Annotated in this window: 18 protein-coding genes; 10 read left to right on the top strand and 8 right to left on the bottom strand. The window is 63.6% G+C overall.

Annotated features, from left to right (window positions below):
* Window positions 1–19: 19 nt before the first annotated feature.
* Window positions 20–484: an Lrp/AsnC family transcriptional regulator gene (locus tag PWG15_RS11305; RefSeq protein ID WP_275019873.1), complete on the top strand. Its 465-nt coding sequence runs from the start codon at window positions 20–22 to the stop codon at window positions 482–484.
* On the opposite strand, the gene PWG15_RS11300 is transcribed toward PWG15_RS11305, so the two are convergent.
* On the bottom strand, window positions 485–1,516 hold the full coding sequence (locus PWG15_RS11300; RefSeq protein ID WP_275019872.1) for an NAD-dependent epimerase/dehydratase family protein: 1,032 nt from the start codon (window positions 1,514–1,516) through the stop codon (window positions 485–487).
* Window positions 1,517–1,539: 23 nt separating this feature from the next.
* Window positions 1,540–2,157 carry a class I SAM-dependent methyltransferase gene (locus PWG15_RS11295; RefSeq protein ID WP_275019871.1) on the bottom strand — a complete coding sequence of 206 codons (618 nt, stop codon included), beginning with the start codon at window positions 2,155–2,157 and terminating at the stop codon, window positions 1,540–1,542.
* A 116-nt stretch (window positions 2,158–2,273) separates the two neighbouring features.
* Here PWG15_RS11295 and PWG15_RS11290 point away from each other — a divergent pair, with 116 nt between their 5' ends.
* Window positions 2,274–2,855, top strand: coding sequence for a TetR/AcrR family transcriptional regulator (locus PWG15_RS11290; RefSeq protein ID WP_275019870.1), 582 nt, complete (start codon window positions 2,274–2,276; stop codon window positions 2,853–2,855).
* A 170-nt stretch (window positions 2,856–3,025) separates the two neighbouring features.
* Window positions 3,026–4,120 (top strand): calcium/proton exchanger, encoded by a 1,095-nt coding sequence (gene cax, locus PWG15_RS11285; protein ID WP_275019869.1) that lies wholly within the window; start codon window positions 3,026–3,028, stop codon window positions 4,118–4,120.
* Between the two features lie 79 nt (window positions 4,121–4,199).
* Here the strand turns inward: cax and PWG15_RS11280 are convergent, their stop codons facing one another.
* Window positions 4,200–4,328 carry a hypothetical protein gene (locus tag PWG15_RS11280; protein ID WP_275019868.1) on the bottom strand — a complete coding sequence of 43 codons (129 nt, stop codon included), beginning with the start codon at window positions 4,326–4,328 and terminating at the stop codon, window positions 4,200–4,202.
* A gap of 203 nt (window positions 4,329–4,531) precedes the next feature.
* Between PWG15_RS11280 and PWG15_RS11275 the strand changes: the two genes are divergently transcribed.
* Entirely contained in the window at window positions 4,532–4,900 is a 369-nt protein-coding gene (locus tag PWG15_RS11275; RefSeq protein WP_275019867.1) for a hypothetical protein, read from the top strand.
* Window positions 4,901–4,949: 49 nt separating this feature from the next.
* On the opposite strand, the gene PWG15_RS11270 is transcribed toward PWG15_RS11275, so the two are convergent.
* Window positions 4,950–6,683, bottom strand: coding sequence for an adenylate/guanylate cyclase domain-containing protein (locus PWG15_RS11270; RefSeq protein WP_275019866.1), 1,734 nt, complete (start codon window positions 6,681–6,683; stop codon window positions 4,950–4,952).
* Window positions 6,684–6,851: 168 nt separating this feature from the next.
* Window positions 6,852–7,730, bottom strand: a complete 879-nt coding sequence (locus PWG15_RS11265; protein WP_275019865.1) for a LysR family transcriptional regulator — start codon at window positions 7,728–7,730, stop codon at window positions 6,852–6,854.
* Window positions 7,731–7,899: 169 nt separating this feature from the next.
* Here PWG15_RS11265 and PWG15_RS11260 point away from each other — a divergent pair, with 169 nt between their 5' ends.
* Window positions 7,900–8,907 (top strand): alkene reductase, encoded by a 1,008-nt coding sequence (locus PWG15_RS11260; protein ID WP_425536756.1) that lies wholly within the window; start codon window positions 7,900–7,902, stop codon window positions 8,905–8,907.
* A 94-nt stretch (window positions 8,908–9,001) separates the two neighbouring features.
* Here PWG15_RS11260 and PWG15_RS11255 read toward each other — a convergent pair whose 3' ends face one another.
* Window positions 9,002–10,378: an MATE family efflux transporter gene (locus tag PWG15_RS11255; RefSeq protein WP_275019863.1), complete on the bottom strand. Its 1,377-nt coding sequence runs from the start codon at window positions 10,376–10,378 to the stop codon at window positions 9,002–9,004.
* A 545-nt stretch (window positions 10,379–10,923) separates the two neighbouring features.
* Here PWG15_RS11255 and PWG15_RS11250 point away from each other — a divergent pair.
* From PWG15_RS11250 to PWG15_RS11235, 4 genes are all read left to right on the top strand, one after another.
* Window positions 10,924–12,702 (top strand): acetolactate synthase 3 large subunit, encoded by a 1,779-nt coding sequence (locus PWG15_RS11250; RefSeq protein ID WP_275019861.1) that lies wholly within the window; start codon window positions 10,924–10,926, stop codon window positions 12,700–12,702.
* 23 nt (window positions 12,703–12,725) lie between these two features.
* Window positions 12,726–13,298 carry an acetolactate synthase small subunit gene (gene ilvN, locus PWG15_RS11245; RefSeq protein ID WP_275019860.1) on the top strand — a complete coding sequence of 191 codons (573 nt, stop codon included), beginning with the start codon at window positions 12,726–12,728 and terminating at the stop codon, window positions 13,296–13,298.
* Between the two features lie 222 nt (window positions 13,299–13,520).
* On the top strand, window positions 13,521–14,585 hold the full coding sequence (locus PWG15_RS11240; RefSeq protein ID WP_275019859.1) for a class I SAM-dependent methyltransferase: 1,065 nt from the start codon (window positions 13,521–13,523) through the stop codon (window positions 14,583–14,585).
* Window positions 14,586–14,831: 246 nt separating this feature from the next.
* Window positions 14,832–15,854 (top strand): NADP-dependent oxidoreductase, encoded by a 1,023-nt coding sequence (locus PWG15_RS11235; RefSeq protein WP_275019858.1) that lies wholly within the window; start codon window positions 14,832–14,834, stop codon window positions 15,852–15,854.
* 60 nt (window positions 15,855–15,914) lie between these two features.
* On the opposite strand, the gene PWG15_RS11230 is transcribed toward PWG15_RS11235, so the two are convergent.
* Window positions 15,915–16,811 carry a LysR family transcriptional regulator gene (locus tag PWG15_RS11230; protein WP_275019857.1) on the bottom strand — a complete coding sequence of 299 codons (897 nt, stop codon included), beginning with the start codon at window positions 16,809–16,811 and terminating at the stop codon, window positions 15,915–15,917.
* Between the two features lie 94 nt (window positions 16,812–16,905).
* Here PWG15_RS11230 and PWG15_RS11225 point away from each other — a divergent pair, with 94 nt between their 5' ends.
* The gene (locus PWG15_RS11225) at window positions 16,906–17,655 is read left to right on the top strand and encodes a glucose 1-dehydrogenase (protein WP_275024404.1); all 750 of its coding nucleotides are present in this window, start codon (window positions 16,906–16,908) and stop codon (window positions 17,653–17,655) included.
* 316 nt (window positions 17,656–17,971) lie between these two features.
* Here the strand turns inward: PWG15_RS11225 and PWG15_RS11215 are convergent, their stop codons facing one another.
* Complete coding sequence (locus tag PWG15_RS11215) at window positions 17,972–18,817, bottom strand: aldo/keto reductase (protein WP_275019856.1); 846 nt, start codon at window positions 18,815–18,817, stop codon at window positions 17,972–17,974.
* Between the last annotated feature and the right edge of the window lie 107 nt (window positions 18,818–18,924).

The raw sequence follows: 18,924 nt of genomic DNA, 5'->3' as shown, positions 1-18,924 counted from the left end.
CCTAGGTTAGAGGCACTCAATGCCAATCGAACTGGACGCCATCGATCGGCGGATTCTTGCCGCCCTGCAACGAAACGGCCGCCTGCAGAACGTGGAACTTGCCAAGGAGGTGGGGCTTTCGCCTTCCCCCTGCCTCAGGCGCGTGAAGCTTCTGGAGGACGCCGGCGTGATCAATCGCTACGTCGCGCTGCTCGACGCTTCCAAGGTCGGCATGGGCCTCACCGTCTTTGCCCGGGTGTGGCTGAAGGGGCAGGACGCCAAGTCGGTCGACGACTTCAACGAGGCGGTGAAGCGGCTGCCGGAGATCGTCGAGTGCCACCTGATGGCCGGGGAGTGTGATTTCCTGCTGCGGATCGTCGCCCGCGATCTCGACGACTACCGGCGCTTTCAGATCGAACACCTGACCCGGATCAAGGGGGTGCAGAGCGTCAAAACGGATGTGCCGATGCAGAAGGTGAAGTTTTCGACGGAATTGCCGTTGTAGCTAGGCTCTGGGGCTCCCGGTACCGCCGGCCCCGATCAGGCTCGCAGCGCAATCGACTACGGTGTTGCGGCCAGGACGTGGCGCGAAGCCGAGCACGCGCCGGGCCTTTTCCGACGACAGTGGAAACTGGCGACCGAGCAGGGGCGCGAGCGGCTTCAGATCCGAGCGAAGCGGCGCAAGCAGGCGCACGAGGGCGGTCGGCAGTCGTCGCGTCGGAACCTTGTGGCCTTCGGCGCCGAGCTTGGCGCGCAGCGTGGCTGCGATCTCCTCCATCCACATGAAGTCGCCAGCGGCGATGAAGCGTTCGCCAGCGGCCGCGGGCGCAGTCATTGCGGTCACGTGCAGATCCGCCAGGTCACGCACGTCGACGACCCAGAAGCCGAGGCGCGGGAGACGGCGCGGGCGGCCCGCGACGAGGTCGCCGATGATCTTCACCGAGCCGAGGTTTTCGGTCGAGAGCACAGGGCCGAAGACGGCGCCAGGCAGCACGGTGGTAAACTCGGTGGCCCGGCCTTCGCTCTCCATGAACTTCCAGGCGGCGCGTTCGGCAAGGATCTTCGATACCCGGTAGGCGTCGAACTGCGGGTCGTCCGGATCGGCCCAGCGGGTCTCGTCACTGACGAGGCCGGATTTAAGCGGCGGCCGCGCGGTCGCGGCAGCGGAGGTCATCACCACGCGGCGCACACCGGCTTCGACCGAGGCACGCAGCACCCGCAGCGTGCCTTCACGGGCCGGGCGGATATAGGCGTCGCGATCGCCACTCGCCACCCCGCCGAGCGGCGAGGCGACGTGCAGCACATAGGCGCAACCCGTCACCGCCTCGCCCCAGCCGTCATCGTTCATCAGATCGGCTTTCGCGAATGTCAGTCGGTCGATGCCGTCACTGACGGCGGCGATCGATCGCCGGACGGCCCCGGCCTTTGCGAGATCGCGCAGCGTGGTGCGAACAGTGTAGCCGCGTTTCAGCAGGGCAACGATGCACCAGCGGGCAACGAAGCCGGTGCCGCCGGTGACAAGAACAGTCTCGTTCATCGATTTCTTCTTTCGGTTTGCCGTCAGCCGCGGATCGCGAACGCCTGTGCCAGGCTCAATGGCTGGCGCCGGCTGATCCGGTAGACGGAGGCGGGAGGGAAATTGCGGAACGTACCGCCAAGTCGTATGGCGCGCAGGCCGAGCCGATCGAGCACCGGGCGCGGGATCGGGCAGCGCGGGCCATAGGTGAACTGGTAGAGGCTGCCGCCCGGCCGCATCGCCAGGAACACGCCGGCAAGGATCGCCATGACCTTGCGCGGCGGCATGGAAAGCAGCGGCAGGCCGCTGACGGCGGCGCCGATGCCGGACGGTGTCTGCGGCAGGCTGTCGCCAAGCCGGGCCGCATCGATCGTCAGGATGGTGGCGGTGGGAAAGCGCTGCCGGAGGACGGACGCGAATTCCGGGCCGCTTTCGACGAGCACCAGGTCCTCTTCGCGCAAGCCGCGCTCGATCAGCGCCCGGGTGAAGACACCGGTTCCCGGCCCGAGTTCGAGCACCGGTGCGTGCCGGGCGCCGACCTCCCGGGTGATCAGGCGGGCGAGCGAGCGGCTGGAAGGCGTGACCGATGCGACGCGCAGCGGGTTCGCGAGCCAGGAGCGGAAGAAATGCAGGCTATCACTGTAGGCGCAAATGCTGATCAAAGGAGGCTCCATCGAGGGCGGGGCGCTCGCCACGCAGGGCGCGTTGCGACGATAAGTCTACGACTGTATACTTCCGATTCGTAATTAAGTCTACATGTGTAGACAAAGGAGAATTCATGCCTGTCGAAAAGGACACCCGCCGCCGCGATTCTGCCGCCACGCGTGATGCGATTCTCAAGTCCGCTCGCGCCGCCTTCATCGCGTCCGGCTACGAAGGCGCGGGCGTGCGGGAGATTGCGGAGGGGGCCGGTGTCACCGCGATGCTGATCAACCGCTATTTCGGATCGAAGGAGGGGCTGTTCGCCGAGGTGCTGGCGGCGGCCAACCAGAGGCCGATCATCGCGACGCCGGAAACGCTGACGGCGCCCGATCGGGCGGCGCGCATCAGCAGGGCCTTGCTGAAGGTGACCGAGCCGGGCGCCACCGCGCTCGACGGCTTCCTCATCATGCTGCGGTCGATTTCCAACGATCGCGCCGTCGAGATTGCCCGCGCGGTGGTGGAGAGCCACCACCAGAAGAACGTGACCGAGGCGCTTTCAGGCCCGGATGCGGCGCAGCGTGCGGCATTGTTGATGTCGCTCGTCGCCGGCGTGCAGATCATGCGCCAGGTGGTAGGCCTCGAGGCACTGAGCCAGGACAAGGACGAGGACCTGGAGCGCCTGCTCGGCGATCTCGTGGCGCGGCTGGTCGAGGAGTAAGGCGTGGGCGCATTTCGGCTTGATAAAAGTCAATGCGCTTCCGCGGGAAGCGGAATAATCATTGTGCACTAACCAACCGCATTCAGCCGGAGGTGGCATCCGGTTGGCCCGACGGCCGCAACGGTGCGACTGATCGCGGGTGTTCGCCGGTTGGCACTGGGGAGGCGGCCATGGGCAGTGCATTTGACTATGTGCGCCGGACACCCATTCTCTGGCTTCTCGTTTTCGTGCCCGTGGTGATTGCGGGAGAGCACATCTGGCCGGGGGCGCACACGTTGCTCTTCCTTTTGTCGGTGGCTGCCATCGTGCCGCTTGCGGCCCTGCTCAGCCAGGCGACGGAAGCCGTCGCGGCACGGACCGGCGATACGATCGGCGCACTCCTCAACGCCACCCTCGGCAATCTGACGGAACTTGTCATTGCGCTGATGGCTCTCCAGGCCGGCCAATATCTGCTGGTCAAGGCATCGATTGCCGGTGCGATCGTTACCAATACGCTGTTCATGCTGGGAGGCTCGTTCCTTTTCGGGGGGCTGCGCCATCACCTCCAGGAATTCAACCGGGTGAATGCGCGCTTCCAGGCAAGCCTCCTGTTTTTGGCAACCGTCGCGGTGCTCGTGCCGTCGCTGATCGGCAGCGCCGACAGCCAGCCGCAAACGGCTTTCACCCAGCAACTGAGCGCCGGCCTCTCCATCGTGCTGATCATCGTCTACGGGCTCTGGATGCTGTTTTCGCTGAGGACTCACCGTGAGCTCTTCGCCTCCGCCGGCGGGCATGGCGAGGACGAGGTGCACTGGCCGCTGTCGCTCGGCATCGGCGTGCTTTTGGCCGTCACGGTGCTGGTGGCGCTGGTCAGCGAGGTCTTCGTCGGATCGGTGCAGGTGGCGGCCGAAGAGCTGGGCATGACGCCGGCCTTCGTCGGCTTCATCGTGGTGGCTCTCGTCGGCGCCGCCGCCGAGATGGCGACGGCATTCTCTGCGGCGCGCAAGGACCGGCTCGACCTGAGCGTTGGCGTCGCACTTGGTAGCGCGGCCCAGATCGCGCTCTTTGTCGCGCCGCTGCTGGTGCTCCTGAGCTATGTCATCGGCCCGCAGCCCATGGACCTGCAATTCTGGCCGGGTGCGGTGGTGATGATGTTGATCGCGACCATGGCCGCGACGCTGCTCTCCAACGGCGGACGCTCGGCCTGGTACATGGGCGTTCTGGCGCTGACCGTCTATGTGATCTTCGGCATGACCCTGTTCCTGCTGCCGCCGGCACAGCCGTAAGACACGGCTTCCGGCCGGTCGACGACATCAAGGAACATTCAAGCGGGATGGCCGGATCGAGGTGGCGCGCGGTGGCCGGCTATTTGGGGGAGTTCATGTCGAATACGACCCAGCGGAAGAACAGGTAGATCGCAGCAAAGCTGATGACGAGCGGCGTCAGCACGGGGAGGTCAAGCATATCATTGCCCTTGGTTCGAAGCTGCTTCATGCAGCAGTGCTAATTTTCCACGGCAAGTGTTAATGCGCGGTGCACGAGCGGTCGCTGACCTCTAAAATCTCTGTGGTTCTACGTGTGATGACCTCAACCATAGTTGAGCTCCTACAAGCCTTTCCATGACGACACGTCGGAACGTCGCGCCCGGTTTGCATCCGGCCCGGGGAGCCGAGCGACAGAACGCCATGGAGGACGGCATGACCGAGCAATTGCTTTTTCGAAACCTGATGAGCATCATCCCCGGCCATCTCGATCCGTTCCGCGAGGCGGTGCTGAGCGCAATCGCATTCGTCGAACGGCACGCACCACAGCTGATGGTGCAGACCTTCATAGACGAGAAGGCGATGCAGGCGGTGAGCATCCAGCTCTATCGCAATTCGCATGACGTGCTGCGCCACTGGCAGATGTCCGACGCGCACATCCAGGATGTGTCTGCCCATTGCACGGTGGAGCGGCTGGAGGTCTACGGCAATCCGAGCGAGGCGGTGGCCAAGGGGCTTGCTCCCTTCGTCAGTGACGGGCGTGGCTTCATCATGCCGTCGCTCACGGGCTTTTCGCGGTTTTGACGCAAAGTCCGGCGTGAAGAGGGTTCTTTGGTCGGGCGAGCCGATTGCCTCACACCGGCAGCCCTGCCTTCAGCAGCCCCTGGCGGAACAGGTCGCGGTGTTCGTCCAGCTCGAGCAGGAGGCCGCGGCGGACGAAGTCTTCCGTCGAAAAGTCCGGACGCGCCTGCAGAAGGCGGGCCTTCGCCTCCTCGGCGGCGGCGCTGCTGCCGGCCTGCGCATGGCAGGCGACGAGGCGCGCGAGCGTGAAGGGGCCGGGATTTGGCAACTCCTTGAGCGCCGCGGCCGCCTCTTCATAGCGGCCGAGGATATAGAGGGCGTTGCCGAGTGCGGCGCTGTACCAGGGCGGCGGAAACGGGTTCAACCGGAAGCCCTCGTTGATCCACTCCATGGCCTCGTCAAGCTTGCCGCGCCGCGCAAAGAGCCCGCCCATCTGCACCAGCGTATTGGCATCATTGGGGTTCAGCAGATAGGCGCGCCGATAGTGCCGCTCGGCCAGCTCGAATTCGCGGCGGTTGACGTGAATGAGCGCCAGCAGCCGCTGACAGCCGCCTTCGGTCTCATCGAGCGAGACCGCCTTTCGCGCCATGGCCAGGGCCCGGTCGAGAACGTCCTGCGGGGCGTTGGCGTAGCCTTGCTCGGCGATGGTCGCGAGGGCCAGATGGGCGTAGGCCAGAGCGAAATGCGGGTCGCGGTCGACCGCCGCCTGGAACATGGCGCAGGCCTGCCGGTTGTCGTCCGGCTCGTAGCCGCGAATATGCGCTAGCCCACGCAGGTAGAATTCATAGGCCGCAAGGCTCGTTGGCGGCTTGCGGAGCGCCTGCCGCAGGTCGGCGCTTTCGATCTGCCCGACGAGGGTGGAGACGATCGTCCGGGTCACCTCGTCCTGCACCGCGAAGATATCCGTGAGGCTTCGGTCGTAGTGGTCCGACCACAGGTGCGCGCCACTCGCGGCCTCGACCAGTTGCGCGGCGACGCGGATCCGCTCGCCGGCGCGGCGGACGCTGCCCTCGACGAGGTAGGTGGCGCCGAGCCTGCGACCGATCTCCCTCCTGTCGACACTCCGATCGCGAAAGCTGAAGGAGGAACTGGCTGATGTGACGGAGAGCGAGCGGAAGCGCGCGAGCCCGCCGATGATGTCCTCGCTGATGCCGTCGCTGAAGAAGATCTGATCCGGCGCGCCGCCGAGGTTCTCGAACGGCAGGACCGCGATCGACGTGTGTGCGCAGGCTTGCGAGGCTGCCGGCCCCATCGTCGGCGCGTCCGTCCAGTGCCAGACGTGAATGGGCCGCGTGATGTTCTTCAGCACGATCTCGCCGCCGTCGAGGAAGGCCGATCGGTTCTTGGCGCCGAGTTGCCGATGGACGACATCGGCGATGCAGATGCCTCCGGGCGACGCCGAGGCTTGCAGGCGCGCCGCGACATTGACGCCGTCGCCGAGGAGATCGTCTCCTTCAATGACGACGTCGGCGAGATTGATGCCGATCCTGACGAGGATGCGGTCGTCGGGAGGCTGCTCCAGCTGATCGGAGGCGAGCGCCTCCTGCAGCGACAGGGCGCAATCCACTGCGTTGACGGCAGAGTCGAAGACGACCAGTGCGCCGTCGCCCATCAGCTTGACGATGCGCCCGCCGCAGGCGGCGATGCCGGGCGCAAGGATGGAGGTCTGCAGCCGCTTCACCGTGCCGAGCGTGCGCGTTTCGTCCGCCTCCGTCAGACGGGAATAGCCGACAATGTCGGTGGCCATGATGACCGCAAGTCGCCGCTCGACGTGCCCGTTTGCCATGCCGCTCTCCGCATGCTGTCTATACTTTAGCGTGTTCTCATGAGGGCAGGAAGATGATCGCGTTCGCGGTCACAGCACGTCGCGATCCCTCGGAATTCGCTCCTTGCGCTTTTCTCGATTTTTGATGTCATTGTCGCAAAACCGTTGCGCACATTCGCACGACATACCTTAGCTGCGTCCCATCTGTTCCTGCAGAAACTCGATGAAGCGCTGGGTCTTGGCCGGCAGCAGCCGTGTTTCGGTGATGGCGTGAATTGAGACGGAGGTGCCCTCCCAGGCGGGCAGCACACGCTTCAGCCGGCCCTCGGCGAAATCGTCACCGGCGATGCGTTCGGCGAGCAAGGCGATGCCCTGGCCGTTGACGGCAAGTGCGCTCATCATGCCGACATTGTTGACCGTGAAGCGGCCGCCGACCGAAACCTCGATCTTGTGGTTGCGGTCATCATGCAGCGTCCAGTCCGTCGCTCTCGGCATGCAGATACAATTGTGGCGGGACAGATCCGCCGGAGCCTGTGGCTCTCCGAATGCGTCGAGATAGGAAGGCGAAGCATAGAGATAGCGGGAATGACGGCCGAGCAGCCGCGCAATCAGCCGCGAATCCTGCAGCTCTCCGGCGCGGATCACCACGTCGAAGGGCTCCGTCACCAGATCGACGCGCCGCGGCGTCAGGTCGAAATCGAAGGTGATGCCCGGATAGCGGCGGGCGAATTCGGCGATCAGCGGCGTCATGTAGATGGTTGCGAAATCGACCGGCATGGAGACGCGCAAGAGGCCGCTTGGCTGCTCCAGCATGCCGCCAAGCTGCTCATGGGCCAGGCGCGCTTCGTCGACGATGCGCTTGCTGCGCTCGAAATAGAGCTGGCCCGCTTCGGTGAGTTCGATCTTTCGCGTCGTGCGGTGAAGCAGACGTAACCCGATTGCCTTCTCCAACTCGCTGATCCGCCGCGACAGGGTGGAGTTGGGCATGCCGACGATTTCGGCGGCTTTGCGAAAGCTCCTGGCTTTCGCCACTTCGACGAACAGCGCCATGTCGTTCAGATGGGTCATCCAATTGCTCCATAAATGGAACTGTAATTTCCGAATGCCCCAATTTATCCCAATGACGGAATAGTGGACAAGGGTTCCAACGTAAGGACAAGCCTCGAAGGAGATCCTGGTGAGCCTGCTATTCAATCCCGTTCGTGTCGGTCGCTATACGCTTGCCAACCGGCTGGCCATGGCGCCCATGACCCGCAGCCGTGCCGAATTCGATGGTACGCCCGGCACGCTTGCCGCCGAGTATTACGCCCAGCGTGCAAGCGTCGGCCTGATCGTCACCGAAGGCACCCAGCCATCGGATGACGGCCAGGGTTATCTCACCACGCCCGGCATCTACACCGATGCGCATGTCGCCGGCTGGAAGAAGGTCACGTCTGCCGTGCACGAGAGGGGCGGCCACATCTTCGTCCAGCTCATGCATGCCGGTCGCATGTCGCATCCGGACAACACGCCGCATCATCGTCAGGGCGTTGCGCCCTCGGCGATCGCGCCGGGAGGCGGCATGTTCACGGCAACGGGCATGCAGGACATCCCGACGCCGCGGGCGCTGACGACAGAGGAAGTGCGCCAGACCGTCGCCGACTTCCGCCACGCGGCCCGCCGCGCGATCGAGGCCGGTGCCGACGGCGTCGAGATCCATGGCGCCAACGCCTATCTTGTCCACCAGTTCCTGGCGCCGAGTGCCAATACCCGCACTGACGAATACGGTGGTCCGATCGAGAACCGGGCGCGCTTCGCGATCGAGGTGGCCGCGGCGATTGCCGAGGAGATCGGTGCCGACCGCACGGCCATTCGCCTCTCTCCGGGCCTTGCGATGTGGGGCATCGACGAGGGTGCCGAAGGGCCGGATCTCTATCGTTATCTGGTTGCCGAACTCGACAGGCTGGGCCTTGCCTATCTGCACATCATGCATGCGGGCGACGAGCCGTTGCTCGCCTCGCTCCGCAAATTGTGGACGCGGCCCTTGATCCTGAACAGGCCCGGCCGCGGGCGCGACGAGATCGGTTCCGATCTCGCGTCGGGGATTGCCGATCTGGAGGCCTATGGCCAGATGGTGCTGGCCAATCCGGATTTCGTTTCTCGGCTGAAAGCCGATGCGCCGATGAACGATGCCGACCGCATGACCTATTTCGGCGGCACCGGGAAGGGGTACGTCGACTACCCGGCGCTGACTGCTTCGGCCTGATCGCGCCGACAGGCTTGGTGGAACGCGCGCCGGGAACCGCAGGCGGTTTCCGGCGCGGCTCGATCGATCCCATCAGGGAGCGATCCTGGTTTCATCAGGGCAGCCGGCCTGCGATGGCCCGCTGTCGTGACGCCTGCCGGAGCACGAGCATCGCTACCACCAGCAACAGTGCCTCCGCCGTCGGCGTCGCGAACCAGATGCCCGGTTCACCGAAGCGCGATGCGTAGACCGCGACCAGCGGCATGGTGAAGAGATAGGGCTTGGAGAGGCTGAGGATCGCCGCTCGCCCGGCATCGCCGATCGCCTGGAAATAGCTGCCGAGCAGGATCAGCGGCCCGGAGACGACGTACATCGCGACCATGACCGGCATGATGCGCGCGACGTCGGCGACGACCGCATCGCTGTCGACGAAGGCCGCGCCGACCGGCCGGGCAAAGCCGACGAGCACGAGTTCGATCGTGAGGCAATAGACCAGCGCCACGAGCAGACCGAGGCACAGCATCCTGTTTGCCCGATCCATGAGGCCGGCGCCGATGTTGTTGCCGACGATCGCCTGCAGCGCCTGGCTCAGCCCCAGAAGCGGCAACAGCGCGAAGGTCATGATACGGGTGATGATGCCATAGGCGGCGACGGTGGTGTCGTAGCTTTCGGCCGCCGTCGTCTTCTGCAGCGCGGCCATGATCGTCACCGAAACCAGCGCCATGCCGATGAAGCCGAGGCTCTGCGGGCTCCCGAGCGCGATCATGCTGCGCCATCCGGTCAACGGGCTGTGTCGGAAGATGGCTGACAGGCGGAGCTCGGTGCGTCCGACGATACGGAAGAGGACGATGAGGCCAAGCGCCAGCGCCTGTGCCATTACCGTGGCGAGAGCGGAGCCCGCAACGCCCCATCCCAAAAGTGCGATCAGCCCGTAGTTGAATACGAGATTCGCAGCCGAGACCAGCAGGCTGAGGCCCGCCATCAGGCCGGCGCGCCCCTCGCTACGCAGCGCATCCGAATGGACCGCCAGCAGGAACTGGATGGGTGAGCAGACGATGAGGATGGCGATGTAGCCATGGGCCATGCCGGCGAGGGGGCCGGGGCCATTGGCGAGTGTCAGGACCAGTCGCTCGCCGCAAATGGCGAACAGGACGATCAGCAACGCGGCAATCAACAGCGCCAGCATATGGGCGCCGGCAAACACACCGCGCGCTTCGGTTAAGCGGCCGGCGCCGAGATGGCGGGCGAGCAAGCTGGCCATGCCGCTGACGACGAGCGTTGCCAGCGCCACCATGAGGATGAAGATCGGGAACACTGTGGTCACGGCGCCGACGGCGTCGGCACCGACATAGATCCCGAGCATGATCGCGTCGACGACGGCGAGCAGCCCGTTCATGCCCATCACGAAGATGATCGGCAACGCCGTCCTTGCGAAAACCGCACCCAGCGGCGCAGTCAAAAAGGCATTCTGCTTGGATGTGTCCTTGGACATCCCGCACTCCCAGTTCTTCGCATTTCGATCAGGAAGAGGAGGGGCTCGCATTGCCTGCCACACGAAATGCGTTCGGGGCGAGAGGATATCGTCAGATGTCAGATTTCACCGGGACGAAGACGTCTGCGAGCGGCGGGGATCTGAAGCCCGGAAAGCGGGGTAGCGCCAAGCCACATCGCCGTCAAGCCCCAGTCCCCAGGGCTTCGCGTCAGCAGACGCGCGGCCCGAACCGCGATCGCCATGATCCTGGCCGCCCGGACTTCTCGGCCGACCTGGGGGCAGGCGCCCCCGCCCCACGCAACAATGTTCCGCGCGGATGCCCGATCGTGTAACTAAAAGCCGTTGACGCCTCAGGCATTTGTGTTTATCAACTCGGCCCATGAAAAATTTTGCGGTTATTCTTGTGGTGGGACGGCGCATGGGCAGGATGGTGTAACCATCCGGCGGTAGCCACCCATGCGCTGAACGAGGCTCCTGACGGGGCCTTTTTTTATGCCTTCAAACAAGCTAAGCACCCAACTGGGAAAAGGGACGGAAGCAAGTCAATGAGCGGTACAGAAAACCAGATGACAGGCGCGGAGATCGTTCTCCAGGCACTGAGAGACAACGGCGTCGAGCATATCTTCGGCTATCCGGGCGGCGCCGTGCTTCCGATCTACGACGAAATTCACCAGCAGGACGATATCCAGCACATCCTCGTTCGCCACGAGCAGGGCGCCGGCCATATGGCCGAAGGTTATGCCCGCTCGACCGGCAAGGTCGGTGTCATGCTGGTCACGTCCGGTCCCGGCGCCACCAATGCGGTCACCCCGCTGCAGGACGCGTTGATGGATTCGATCCCGCTCGTCTGCATCTCCGGCCAGGTTCCGACCTCGCTGATCGGCTCGGACGCCTTCCAGGAGTGCGATACGGTCGGCATCACCCGGCCGTGCACCAAGCACAACTGGCTGGTCAAGGACGTCAACGATCTCGCCCGCATCATCCATGAGGCCTTCCGCGTCGCCCAGTCCGGCCGCCCGGGTCCGGTCGTCGTCGACATCCCGAAGGACATCCAGTTCGCGACCGGCACCTATACGCCGCCGTCAGCCGTCCCGACCCAGAAGAGCTACCAGCCGAAAAAGCAGGGCGATCTGAAGAAGATCGAGGAAGCGGTCGAGCTGATGCGCAATGCGCGCCAGCCGATCATCTATTCCGGCGGTGGCGTCATCAATTCCGGTCCGGAAGCCTCGCATCTGCTGCGCGAACTGGTCGAACTGACCGGCTTCCCGATCACCTCGACGCTGATGGGCCTTGGCGCCTATCCGGCCTCCGGCAAGGCCTGGCTCGGCATGCTCGGCATGCACGGCACCTACGAGGCCAACATGGCGATGCATGACTGCGACGTCATGGTCTGCATCGGCGCCCGCTTCGACGACCGCATCACCGGCCGCCTCAACGCGTTTTCGCCGAATTCCAAGAAGATCCACATCGACATCGACCCGTCGTCGATCAACAAGAACGTGCGCGTCGACGTGCCGATCCTCGGCGATGTCGGCACGGTTCTGGAAGACATGGTTCGCCTGTGGCGCGCCGCTTCCAAGAGCGCCGACAAGACGCGTCTCTCGGACTGGTGGGAGACGATCACCAAGTGGCGCGCCCGCAATTCGCTCGCCTATGCGGCGAACGACGACGTCATCATGCCGCAATACGCGATCCAGCGGCTCTATGAGCTCAGCAAGGGCCGCGACACCTACATCACCACGGAAGTCGGCCAGCACCAGATGTGGGCAGCCCAGTTCTTCGGCTTCGAGCAGCCGAACCGCTGGATGACCTCGGGTGGCCTCGGCACCATGGGCTACGGCTTCCCGGCCGCCATCGGCGTCCAGGTCGCACATCCCAACAGCCTCGTCGTCGATATCGCCGGTGACGCCTCGATCCAGATGTGCATCCAGGAAATGTCCTGCGCGGTTCAGTACGGCCTGCCGGTCAAGATCTTCATCCTCAACAACCAGTACATGGGCATGGTGCGCCAATGGCAGCAGTTGCTTCACGGCAACCGCCTGTCGCACTCCTACACGGAAGCCATGCCAGACTTCGTCAAGCTGGCGGAAGCCTATGGCGGCGTCGGCATCCGCTGCGACAAGCCGAGCGAACTCGACGCTGCGATCCGCAAGATGATCGACACGCCGGCGCCGGTCATCTTCGATTGCCGCGTTGCAAACCTTGCCAACTGCTTCCCGATGATCCCGTCGGGCAAGGCCCACAACGAGATGCTGTTGCCTGACGAAGCCACGGACGAAGCGGTCGCCAACGCAATCGACGCCAAGGGCCGTCAGCTGGTCTGAGACAGGTAGAGGAACCAATCGAAATGAACGCACACCTTCAACCGACCGGCTCCGCCTACTTCATCGCCAAGGAGACCGAGCTCGCCGAAACCCACACGCTTTCGGTTCTCGTCGACAACGAGCCGGGCGTCCTTGCCCGCGTCATCGGCCTGTTCTCGGGCCGTGGCTACAACATCGAAAGTCTCACGGTTTCGGAAACGGAACACGAGGCGCACCTGTCGCGCATCACAATCGTGACGCGCGGCACGCCGCACGTGCTCGACCAGATCAAGAACCAGCTCGAGCGGCTGGTTCCGGTCCACCGCGTCGTCGACCTGACGGTACGCGCCGGCACGCTCGGTCACGACCGGCCGATCGAGCGCGAACTGGCGCTCGTCAAGGTTCAGGGCTCGGGCGATCACCGCGTCGAAGCGCTGCGTCTCGCCGATGCGTTCCGCGCCTCGGTCATCGACGCCAACATCGAGCACTTCGTCTTCGAGATCACCGGCAAGCCGTCGAAGATCGAACAGTTCATCGCCATCATGAAGCCGCTCGGCCTCATCGAGGTCTGCCGCACCGGCATCGCCGCCATGAACCGCGGCCCGCAGGGCATGTGATTTCCGCTAAGTCTGGGGTGAGGATCTCACCCCAGACTTTTTCCCCGCACGGCGGGGAAAGGGGTGGCGCTGAGTGCGCCGTCCTACTGTTGCCTTTCCAGTGGCCCGACCGTCCTTGGTCGCAGCAAGCGCCACCAATTGTTCCCTTGCCACCTTCGTGCCATTGCTCGCCATTTGGCGGTCGGTTTGCTAAGCTGTCGCCATGCCAAGCGAGGCGATGACATGCCAAGCGATCGAGGGCCATCTCATCTGGCGGCGATGAAGGGAGACGGCTTCTACAACCGTCATTCGGCGATGCAGGCGACTGGCATCGCGGCACTGCTTTCATTGTGGGAAGCTTCGTGCCGAACTGTGGCCATTGGCGAAGGTCCCGTGACCGTTGTTGACTACGGTTGTTCGCAGGGGCGCAATTCGATGGTTCCCATGCGCCTGGCGATCAAGGTGTTGCGGTCGCTATCCGGTCCGAGCGTACCGATCGAAGTCGTCCACACGGACCTCCCGTCGAACGATTTTTCGGCACTGTTTGAAGCGCTTGCTTCAGACCCGAACAGCTACATGAACGAAGCTTCCGACGTCTTTCCTTCCGCCATCGGCCGGTCGTATTTCGAACCGCTGTTTCCGCCTCAACGCGTGACCCTGGCCTGGACGACCTGGGCATTGCAGTGGATGAGTGACAGCACGATCGAGGCGCCCGACCATATTCTGGCTGGAATGAGCGCGGAACCGGCCGTGATTTCCGCGGTGACACAGCAGCAGGCGAGGGATTTGGAGCGCTTTCTGACGCTTCGGTCGCGGGAGATGCGGCCCGGCGCGAAACTCCTGGCGGGATTTACGGCCCGCACGGCTGATGTCACAGGCTGGGAATGGCTGCTCGGTGAGTTGTGGTTGACGTTGTGTGACATGAAGACGGAGGGCTGGCTCTCGGAACCGGAACGCAAGCACCTGACGATACCGATCGGTCTTCGAACCCTGGCCGAGATCGAGCAGCCGTTCATGCAGGCCGGAGGTTTCGCTGACCTTGCACTTGATCATCTCGAGCTCTTCAAACTCACGGATCCATTCTGGGAGCAATTCGAGAGGACTGGCGATGCGTCGGCATTCGCCAAGCATCACGCGGACATGACGCAGGCTTGGTGTGCGCCGACGATCGCGCGCTTGATCGGGCCATCTCGCGAACCGAATGCATTTGTGAATGAGATGTTCGCTCGCTTCGAGCATCGACTGTCTCAACGCCCCAGACCCCATGAACCCTATATGGCGGCCGTGGTGGTGTCCAAACGCGCATAGCGGGAGGGCGTCCGCAAGGGCGGTCGTCGCGATGTCTGGTGGCATGCGGTGGCTGTGTGCTGGACGTTGCCAGGCGTTTCCTTCTGTTCGCTCGTGGGGAGGTGCCGGCAAACCGGACGAGGAGCACGATGAGCATCCGGCGCGTGCCGCCGAACGCCATGTGCTCGGTTGACTTCGCCGGCATTTCTCTCCGATTAATCGCGTGCAGAAGATTATGAAACCATATCAGGCGGCCGGGTCACCTTCATGCAGATGCAAGCCTTTGTTCTGACGCGATACGGCGGTCCCGATGCTGCGCAGTTGCGCGACGTACCACGCCCGAAACCGGCGCGCGGCGAGGTGCTTGTGCGGGTGCATGCAGCCGGCCTCAATCCGGTCGACTACAAGACGCGGGAAGGCATGCTCAAGGTCGTCCAGCGCTATCCGCTGCCTGCCGTCATGGGCAACGAGCTCTCGGGCGTGGTCGAGACGCGCGGGGATGGCGTTGTCTCCTTCAAGCCGGGAGACCGGGTCTTCGCCCGCATGCCCAAGGGCGCCATGGGTGGCTTGGGCGAATATGCCGTCGTGCCCGACAAATTCCTGGCGAAGATGCCCGCATCGATCGACTTCAACACGGCAGCCGGCGTGCCGCTTGCCGGCCTGACGGCCTTGCAGGCGCTGCGTGACGAACTTCATGTCGGCCAAGGCAGCCGGATCTTCATCCCCGGCGGCGCCGGTGGCGTCGGGACCTTCGCCATCCAGCTGGCGAAGTGGCTGGGCGCAGAGGTCACGACCACGGCATCGCCCCGTGGGCGTGCGCTTGTCGAGGACCTGGGCGCCGACGTGGTGATCGATTACACGAAAGAGCGGTTCGAGGAACAGTTGCGCGGCATGGACGGCGCATTCGATCTGCTTGGCGGCGAAACGCTCCTGAAGTCATTCAGCGTCGTCAAGCGCGGCGGCAAAGTGGTCTCGATTGCCGGCATGCCCGAGCCTGAAACCGCGCGGAAGGATCTCGGCCGTGGCCTGTTCTTACGCGCGCTTTTCTGGTTCGCGTCCTACAGGATCCGCGCCGTCGCCAGGAAACATGGCGTTTCCTACCGCTACCTGTTCATGCATCCTGATGGTGCCGAGCTTGCCGAACTTGCCGATCTCATCGAGGCCAAAACGATCAGGCCCGTGATCGACCGGGTGTTTCCGCTCAAGGATGTTGCCGAGGCCTTCGCCTATCTCGAATCCGGCCGCGCCAAGGGCAAGGTGGTGGTGGAGATCGCAGGCTCCTCTGACTGACCTCTGCAGGCGAGTGGGCGACGATTTCCTTCTCACTGCAAGGCCGGTTGCCTGATGCCCTCAAAGACCCGGAATACTCCCGGTTTGCTGGGCAACGAAATCGCAAAATCGCCGAACGCGAAGCGGCATCATCGGGCCGAAGGCGTGCACAACATTAAGAGCCTCTGCTGGCAGGTCCAGCTCGGTTGAAATATCGATCAGGCGACCGTCGTTCAACTCGTCCTGGACCACGCACTGCATGAGCAGTGCCGCCCCCAGACCATGAAGTGCAGCGGCGCGCAATGCCTGCCCGGTGTCGCAGTCCACGCGCCCCTGAGGTGCGAAGTGTTCGCCGCCAGCAAAGACCATCGGCCTCGGAATACCGTTGACGGTGTATCGGGCGAAGGGAAGGGTCGCAGCCTCATCCGCCGAGCGCGGCTTGCCGTATTTCTCGACATAGGACGGAGACGCGACGATCACCATTTTGACATCCGCGAGCTTTCGCACCCGCAGTTCGCCTTGCCCGCCGCTGCCCACGCGGAACACCACGTCGTAGTCTTCCCGGATCAAGTCAACTTGCCGGTCGGTGAGCCCCACCTCCAGCTTGATCGCGGGGAAGGCCGGCGCAAAATCTCGAAATATCGGGGTCATGAAGAAGCGGGCAAGTTCGCTCGGCATGCTGAAACGAATTCTTCCGGCGAGCGCTTCCTCACCGCCGGCGATCTCGTCCGACGTATCGAGCTGGCGAAGGAGAGGAGAAACCTTGTCGAACAAAGACTGTCCTTCGAAGGTCAGAACCAGCGCGCGCGTTGATCTCAGAAACAGGCGGGCCCCGACCAGGGCCTCCAACCTTCCGACACTCCTCGACACGGCAGACGGGGAGGTCCTCAAGATCCTGGCCGCAGCGCTGAACGAGCCGGTCTCTACAGTCCTGACGAATGCGATCAGGCCGGGTGTCTCGTTCAGCAGATTGGGCATCTACACCTCGCAGGCACAGGTCATGTGCTCATGAACCCGCTAATGTGCCGTCCAAAGCATCCTTATCTCCGTGACACCTAACATGGAGACGAAGATGAAAACACTTCAAGGAAAGGTCGCCGTTATTACGGGCGGCAACAGTGGCATTGGAAAAGCGACTGCCAAGCTTTTTGCCGAAGAAGGTGCCCAGGTCGTCATCACGGCTCGACGCCAGGACCTTCTCGATCAAGCCGTTCAGGAGATTGGTTATGGTGCAATCGGCATCCAGGGCGATGTGGCTGACCTTGCTCATCATCGCGCCGTCGCAAGCAAAGTCGCTGAACGATTTGGTGCGATCGATATCTACCTTGCCAACGCAGGCGTGATCGACGTCAAATCGTCCGACGCGATCTCCGAAGAAGCCTATGATCGGCATTTTTCCATCAACACGAAGGGCGTCTTCTTCGGCGTTCAAGCCATTGTTCCCATCATGAACGACGGAGGGAGCATCATCATCACCAGTTCGCTGGCGGCAACCAAGGTTCTGCCCAACCATGCGGTTTACGCCGGTTCCAAAGCTGCGGCGGCGGCTTTCGCCAGAAACTGGGCGATCGAGTTCAAGTCGCGTCGTATTCGCGTGAACGTTCTCAGCCCGGGGCCGACGGACACGGAAATTCTCGGGAAGCTCGGAATCTCCGAGGCCGAACGCGGGCCCTTTCTGGAGCAAATGGCCAACACTATCCCGGCGGGACGGCTGGGCACGTCTGAAGAGCTTGCCAGTGCCGCGCTCTTCCTCGCTTCGGATGCCGGTCGCTTCGTGAATGGCATCGAACTCCACGTCGACGGCGGGATGTTGCTTGTGTAGCGAAGGGACCGATTTCTTCCTCCCCGCTTGCGGGGAGGAGGTAGCCGGCGAGGGTATTGCCTCAACCGTTCTTCGCTTTGGTTTCGCTTTCCCGCTTGAGAGGACGGCTGACGGGGCAGATCTCCTGGGCAAAGCCGTTCAGCGTGTTGATCAGATTGTTCGTCACGATGGTGTAGTGGACAAACTGGCCGCGCCAACACGCAAAGGCGCGCCGGGCTCAGGCGCATGGCTGCAAGTCCGCACGAGATGGCCGGTCGTAGTAGGACCTGCCCGGTCCTGCGCGGATTGCTGCGCTAGCGCCAGAACCGGCGACCGGCTAGATCATCTCCAGTGACCGCTTGCGCTTCGGCGGCGGGAAGGCGCGGTCGAGATCGGTTAGGTCTTCCGCCGTCAGGTGAATGTCCATCGCATCGCGATTTTCGCGGGCGCGGTCCGCCGAACCGGTCTTCGGGATCGAGATGACGCCGGGGCGGGTTTTCAGGAAGGCAAGCGCGATCTGCGATGGCGTCGCCTGGTGTGCCTTGGCAATGTGGATGAGATCCGGGTGGCGCAGCAGCCGGCCCTCGTCGAGCGGTGAATAGGCCAGGATCGCGATTCCGCGCTTCTGGCACCAGGGCAGGAGGTCAAACTCGATGCCGCGGCGCGAGAGGTTGTAGAGCACCTGGTTGACCGCGACGTTCTTTCCGTCCGGTACGCCGAGCAGTTCCTCCATGTCGTTGACGTCGAAATTCGACACACCCCAGGCGCCGATCTTGCCGGCCTTCTTCAAGGCTTCGAAGGCGGCGACGGTTTCGGCCAGCGGATAGCCGCCGCGCCAGTGCAGGAGATAGAGGTCGATATGGTCGACGCCGAGGTGTTTCAGGCTGCGCTCGCAGGCGGCCTCGGTGCCGATCCGGCTGGCATTCGACGGCAGCACCTTGCTGACGATGAAGGCCTCGTTGCGGCGGCCGCGCACCGCTTCTCCGACTACGCGCTCCGAGGCGCCGTTGCCGTACATTTCCGCCGTGTCGATCAGGGTCATGCCGAGATTAAGGCCGAGTTGCAGGCTCTTTACTTCGTCTGCCTTGCGGGCCGCTGCGTCGCCCATGCGCCAGGTGCCTTGGCCGAGAACAGGGACCTGGCGGCCGCCGGGAAGCGTGGTTGTCGGGATCGGGTCGTGCATTCTTTTCTCCTCGGGACCGAATTTGCTGCAGCGCGCGCTGCTTTCAAGATAGGCCAAGGTTGCTGTAGCACTTTGACGTGCTGCCTGTTTCTATCCTTAAACCGGAA

The organism is Ensifer adhaerens, assembly GCF_028993555.1.
Lineage (GTDB): Bacteria > Pseudomonadota > Alphaproteobacteria > Rhizobiales > Rhizobiaceae > Ensifer > Ensifer adhaerens_I.
This window is presented reverse-complemented; position numbering and strand designations above follow the sequence as displayed.

Bases quoted from the DNA above. Each gene is read 5' to 3' on its own strand.
- PWG15_RS11305 (WP_275019873.1), top strand. From the start codon at position 20: ATGCCAATCGAACTGGACGCCATCGATCGGCGGATTCTTGCCGCCCTG.
- PWG15_RS11300 (WP_275019872.1), bottom strand. From the start codon at position 1,516: ATGAACGAGACTGTTCTTGTCACCGGCGGCACCGGCTTCGTTGCCCGC.
- PWG15_RS11290 (WP_275019870.1), top strand. From the start codon at position 2,274: ATGCCTGTCGAAAAGGACACCCGCCGCCGCGATTCTGCCGCCACGCGT.
- cax (WP_275019869.1), top strand. From the start codon at position 3,026: ATGGGCAGTGCATTTGACTATGTGCGCCGGACACCCATTCTCTGGCTT.
- PWG15_RS11280 (WP_275019868.1), bottom strand. From the start codon at position 4,328: ATGAAGCAGCTTCGAACCAAGGGCAATGATATGCTTGACCTCCCCGTG.
- PWG15_RS11275 (WP_275019867.1), top strand. From the start codon at position 4,532: ATGACCGAGCAATTGCTTTTTCGAAACCTGATGAGCATCATCCCCGGC.
- PWG15_RS11270 (WP_275019866.1), bottom strand. From the start codon at position 6,683: ATGGCAAACGGGCACGTCGAGCGGCGACTTGCGGTCATCATGGCCACC.
- PWG15_RS11265 (WP_275019865.1), bottom strand. From the start codon at position 7,730: ATGACCCATCTGAACGACATGGCGCTGTTCGTCGAAGTGGCGAAAGCC.
- PWG15_RS11260 (WP_425536756.1), top strand. From the start codon at position 7,900: ATGGCGCCCATGACCCGCAGCCGTGCCGAATTCGATGGTACGCCCGGC.
- PWG15_RS11255 (WP_275019863.1), bottom strand. From the start codon at position 10,378: ATGTCCAAGGACACATCCAAGCAGAATGCCTTTTTGACTGCGCCGCTG.
- PWG15_RS11250 (WP_275019861.1), top strand. From the start codon at position 10,924: ATGAGCGGTACAGAAAACCAGATGACAGGCGCGGAGATCGTTCTCCAG.
- ilvN (WP_275019860.1), top strand. From the start codon at position 12,726: ATGAACGCACACCTTCAACCGACCGGCTCCGCCTACTTCATCGCCAAG.
- PWG15_RS11240 (WP_275019859.1), top strand. From the start codon at position 13,521: ATGCCAAGCGATCGAGGGCCATCTCATCTGGCGGCGATGAAGGGAGAC.
- PWG15_RS11235 (WP_275019858.1), top strand. From the start codon at position 14,832: ATGCAGATGCAAGCCTTTGTTCTGACGCGATACGGCGGTCCCGATGCT.
- PWG15_RS11230 (WP_275019857.1), bottom strand. From the start codon at position 16,811: ATGCCCAATCTGCTGAACGAGACACCCGGCCTGATCGCATTCGTCAGG.
- PWG15_RS11225 (WP_275024404.1), top strand. From the start codon at position 16,906: ATGAAAACACTTCAAGGAAAGGTCGCCGTTATTACGGGCGGCAACAGT.
- PWG15_RS11215 (WP_275019856.1), bottom strand. From the start codon at position 18,817: ATGCACGACCCGATCCCGACAACCACGCTTCCCGGCGGCCGCCAGGTC.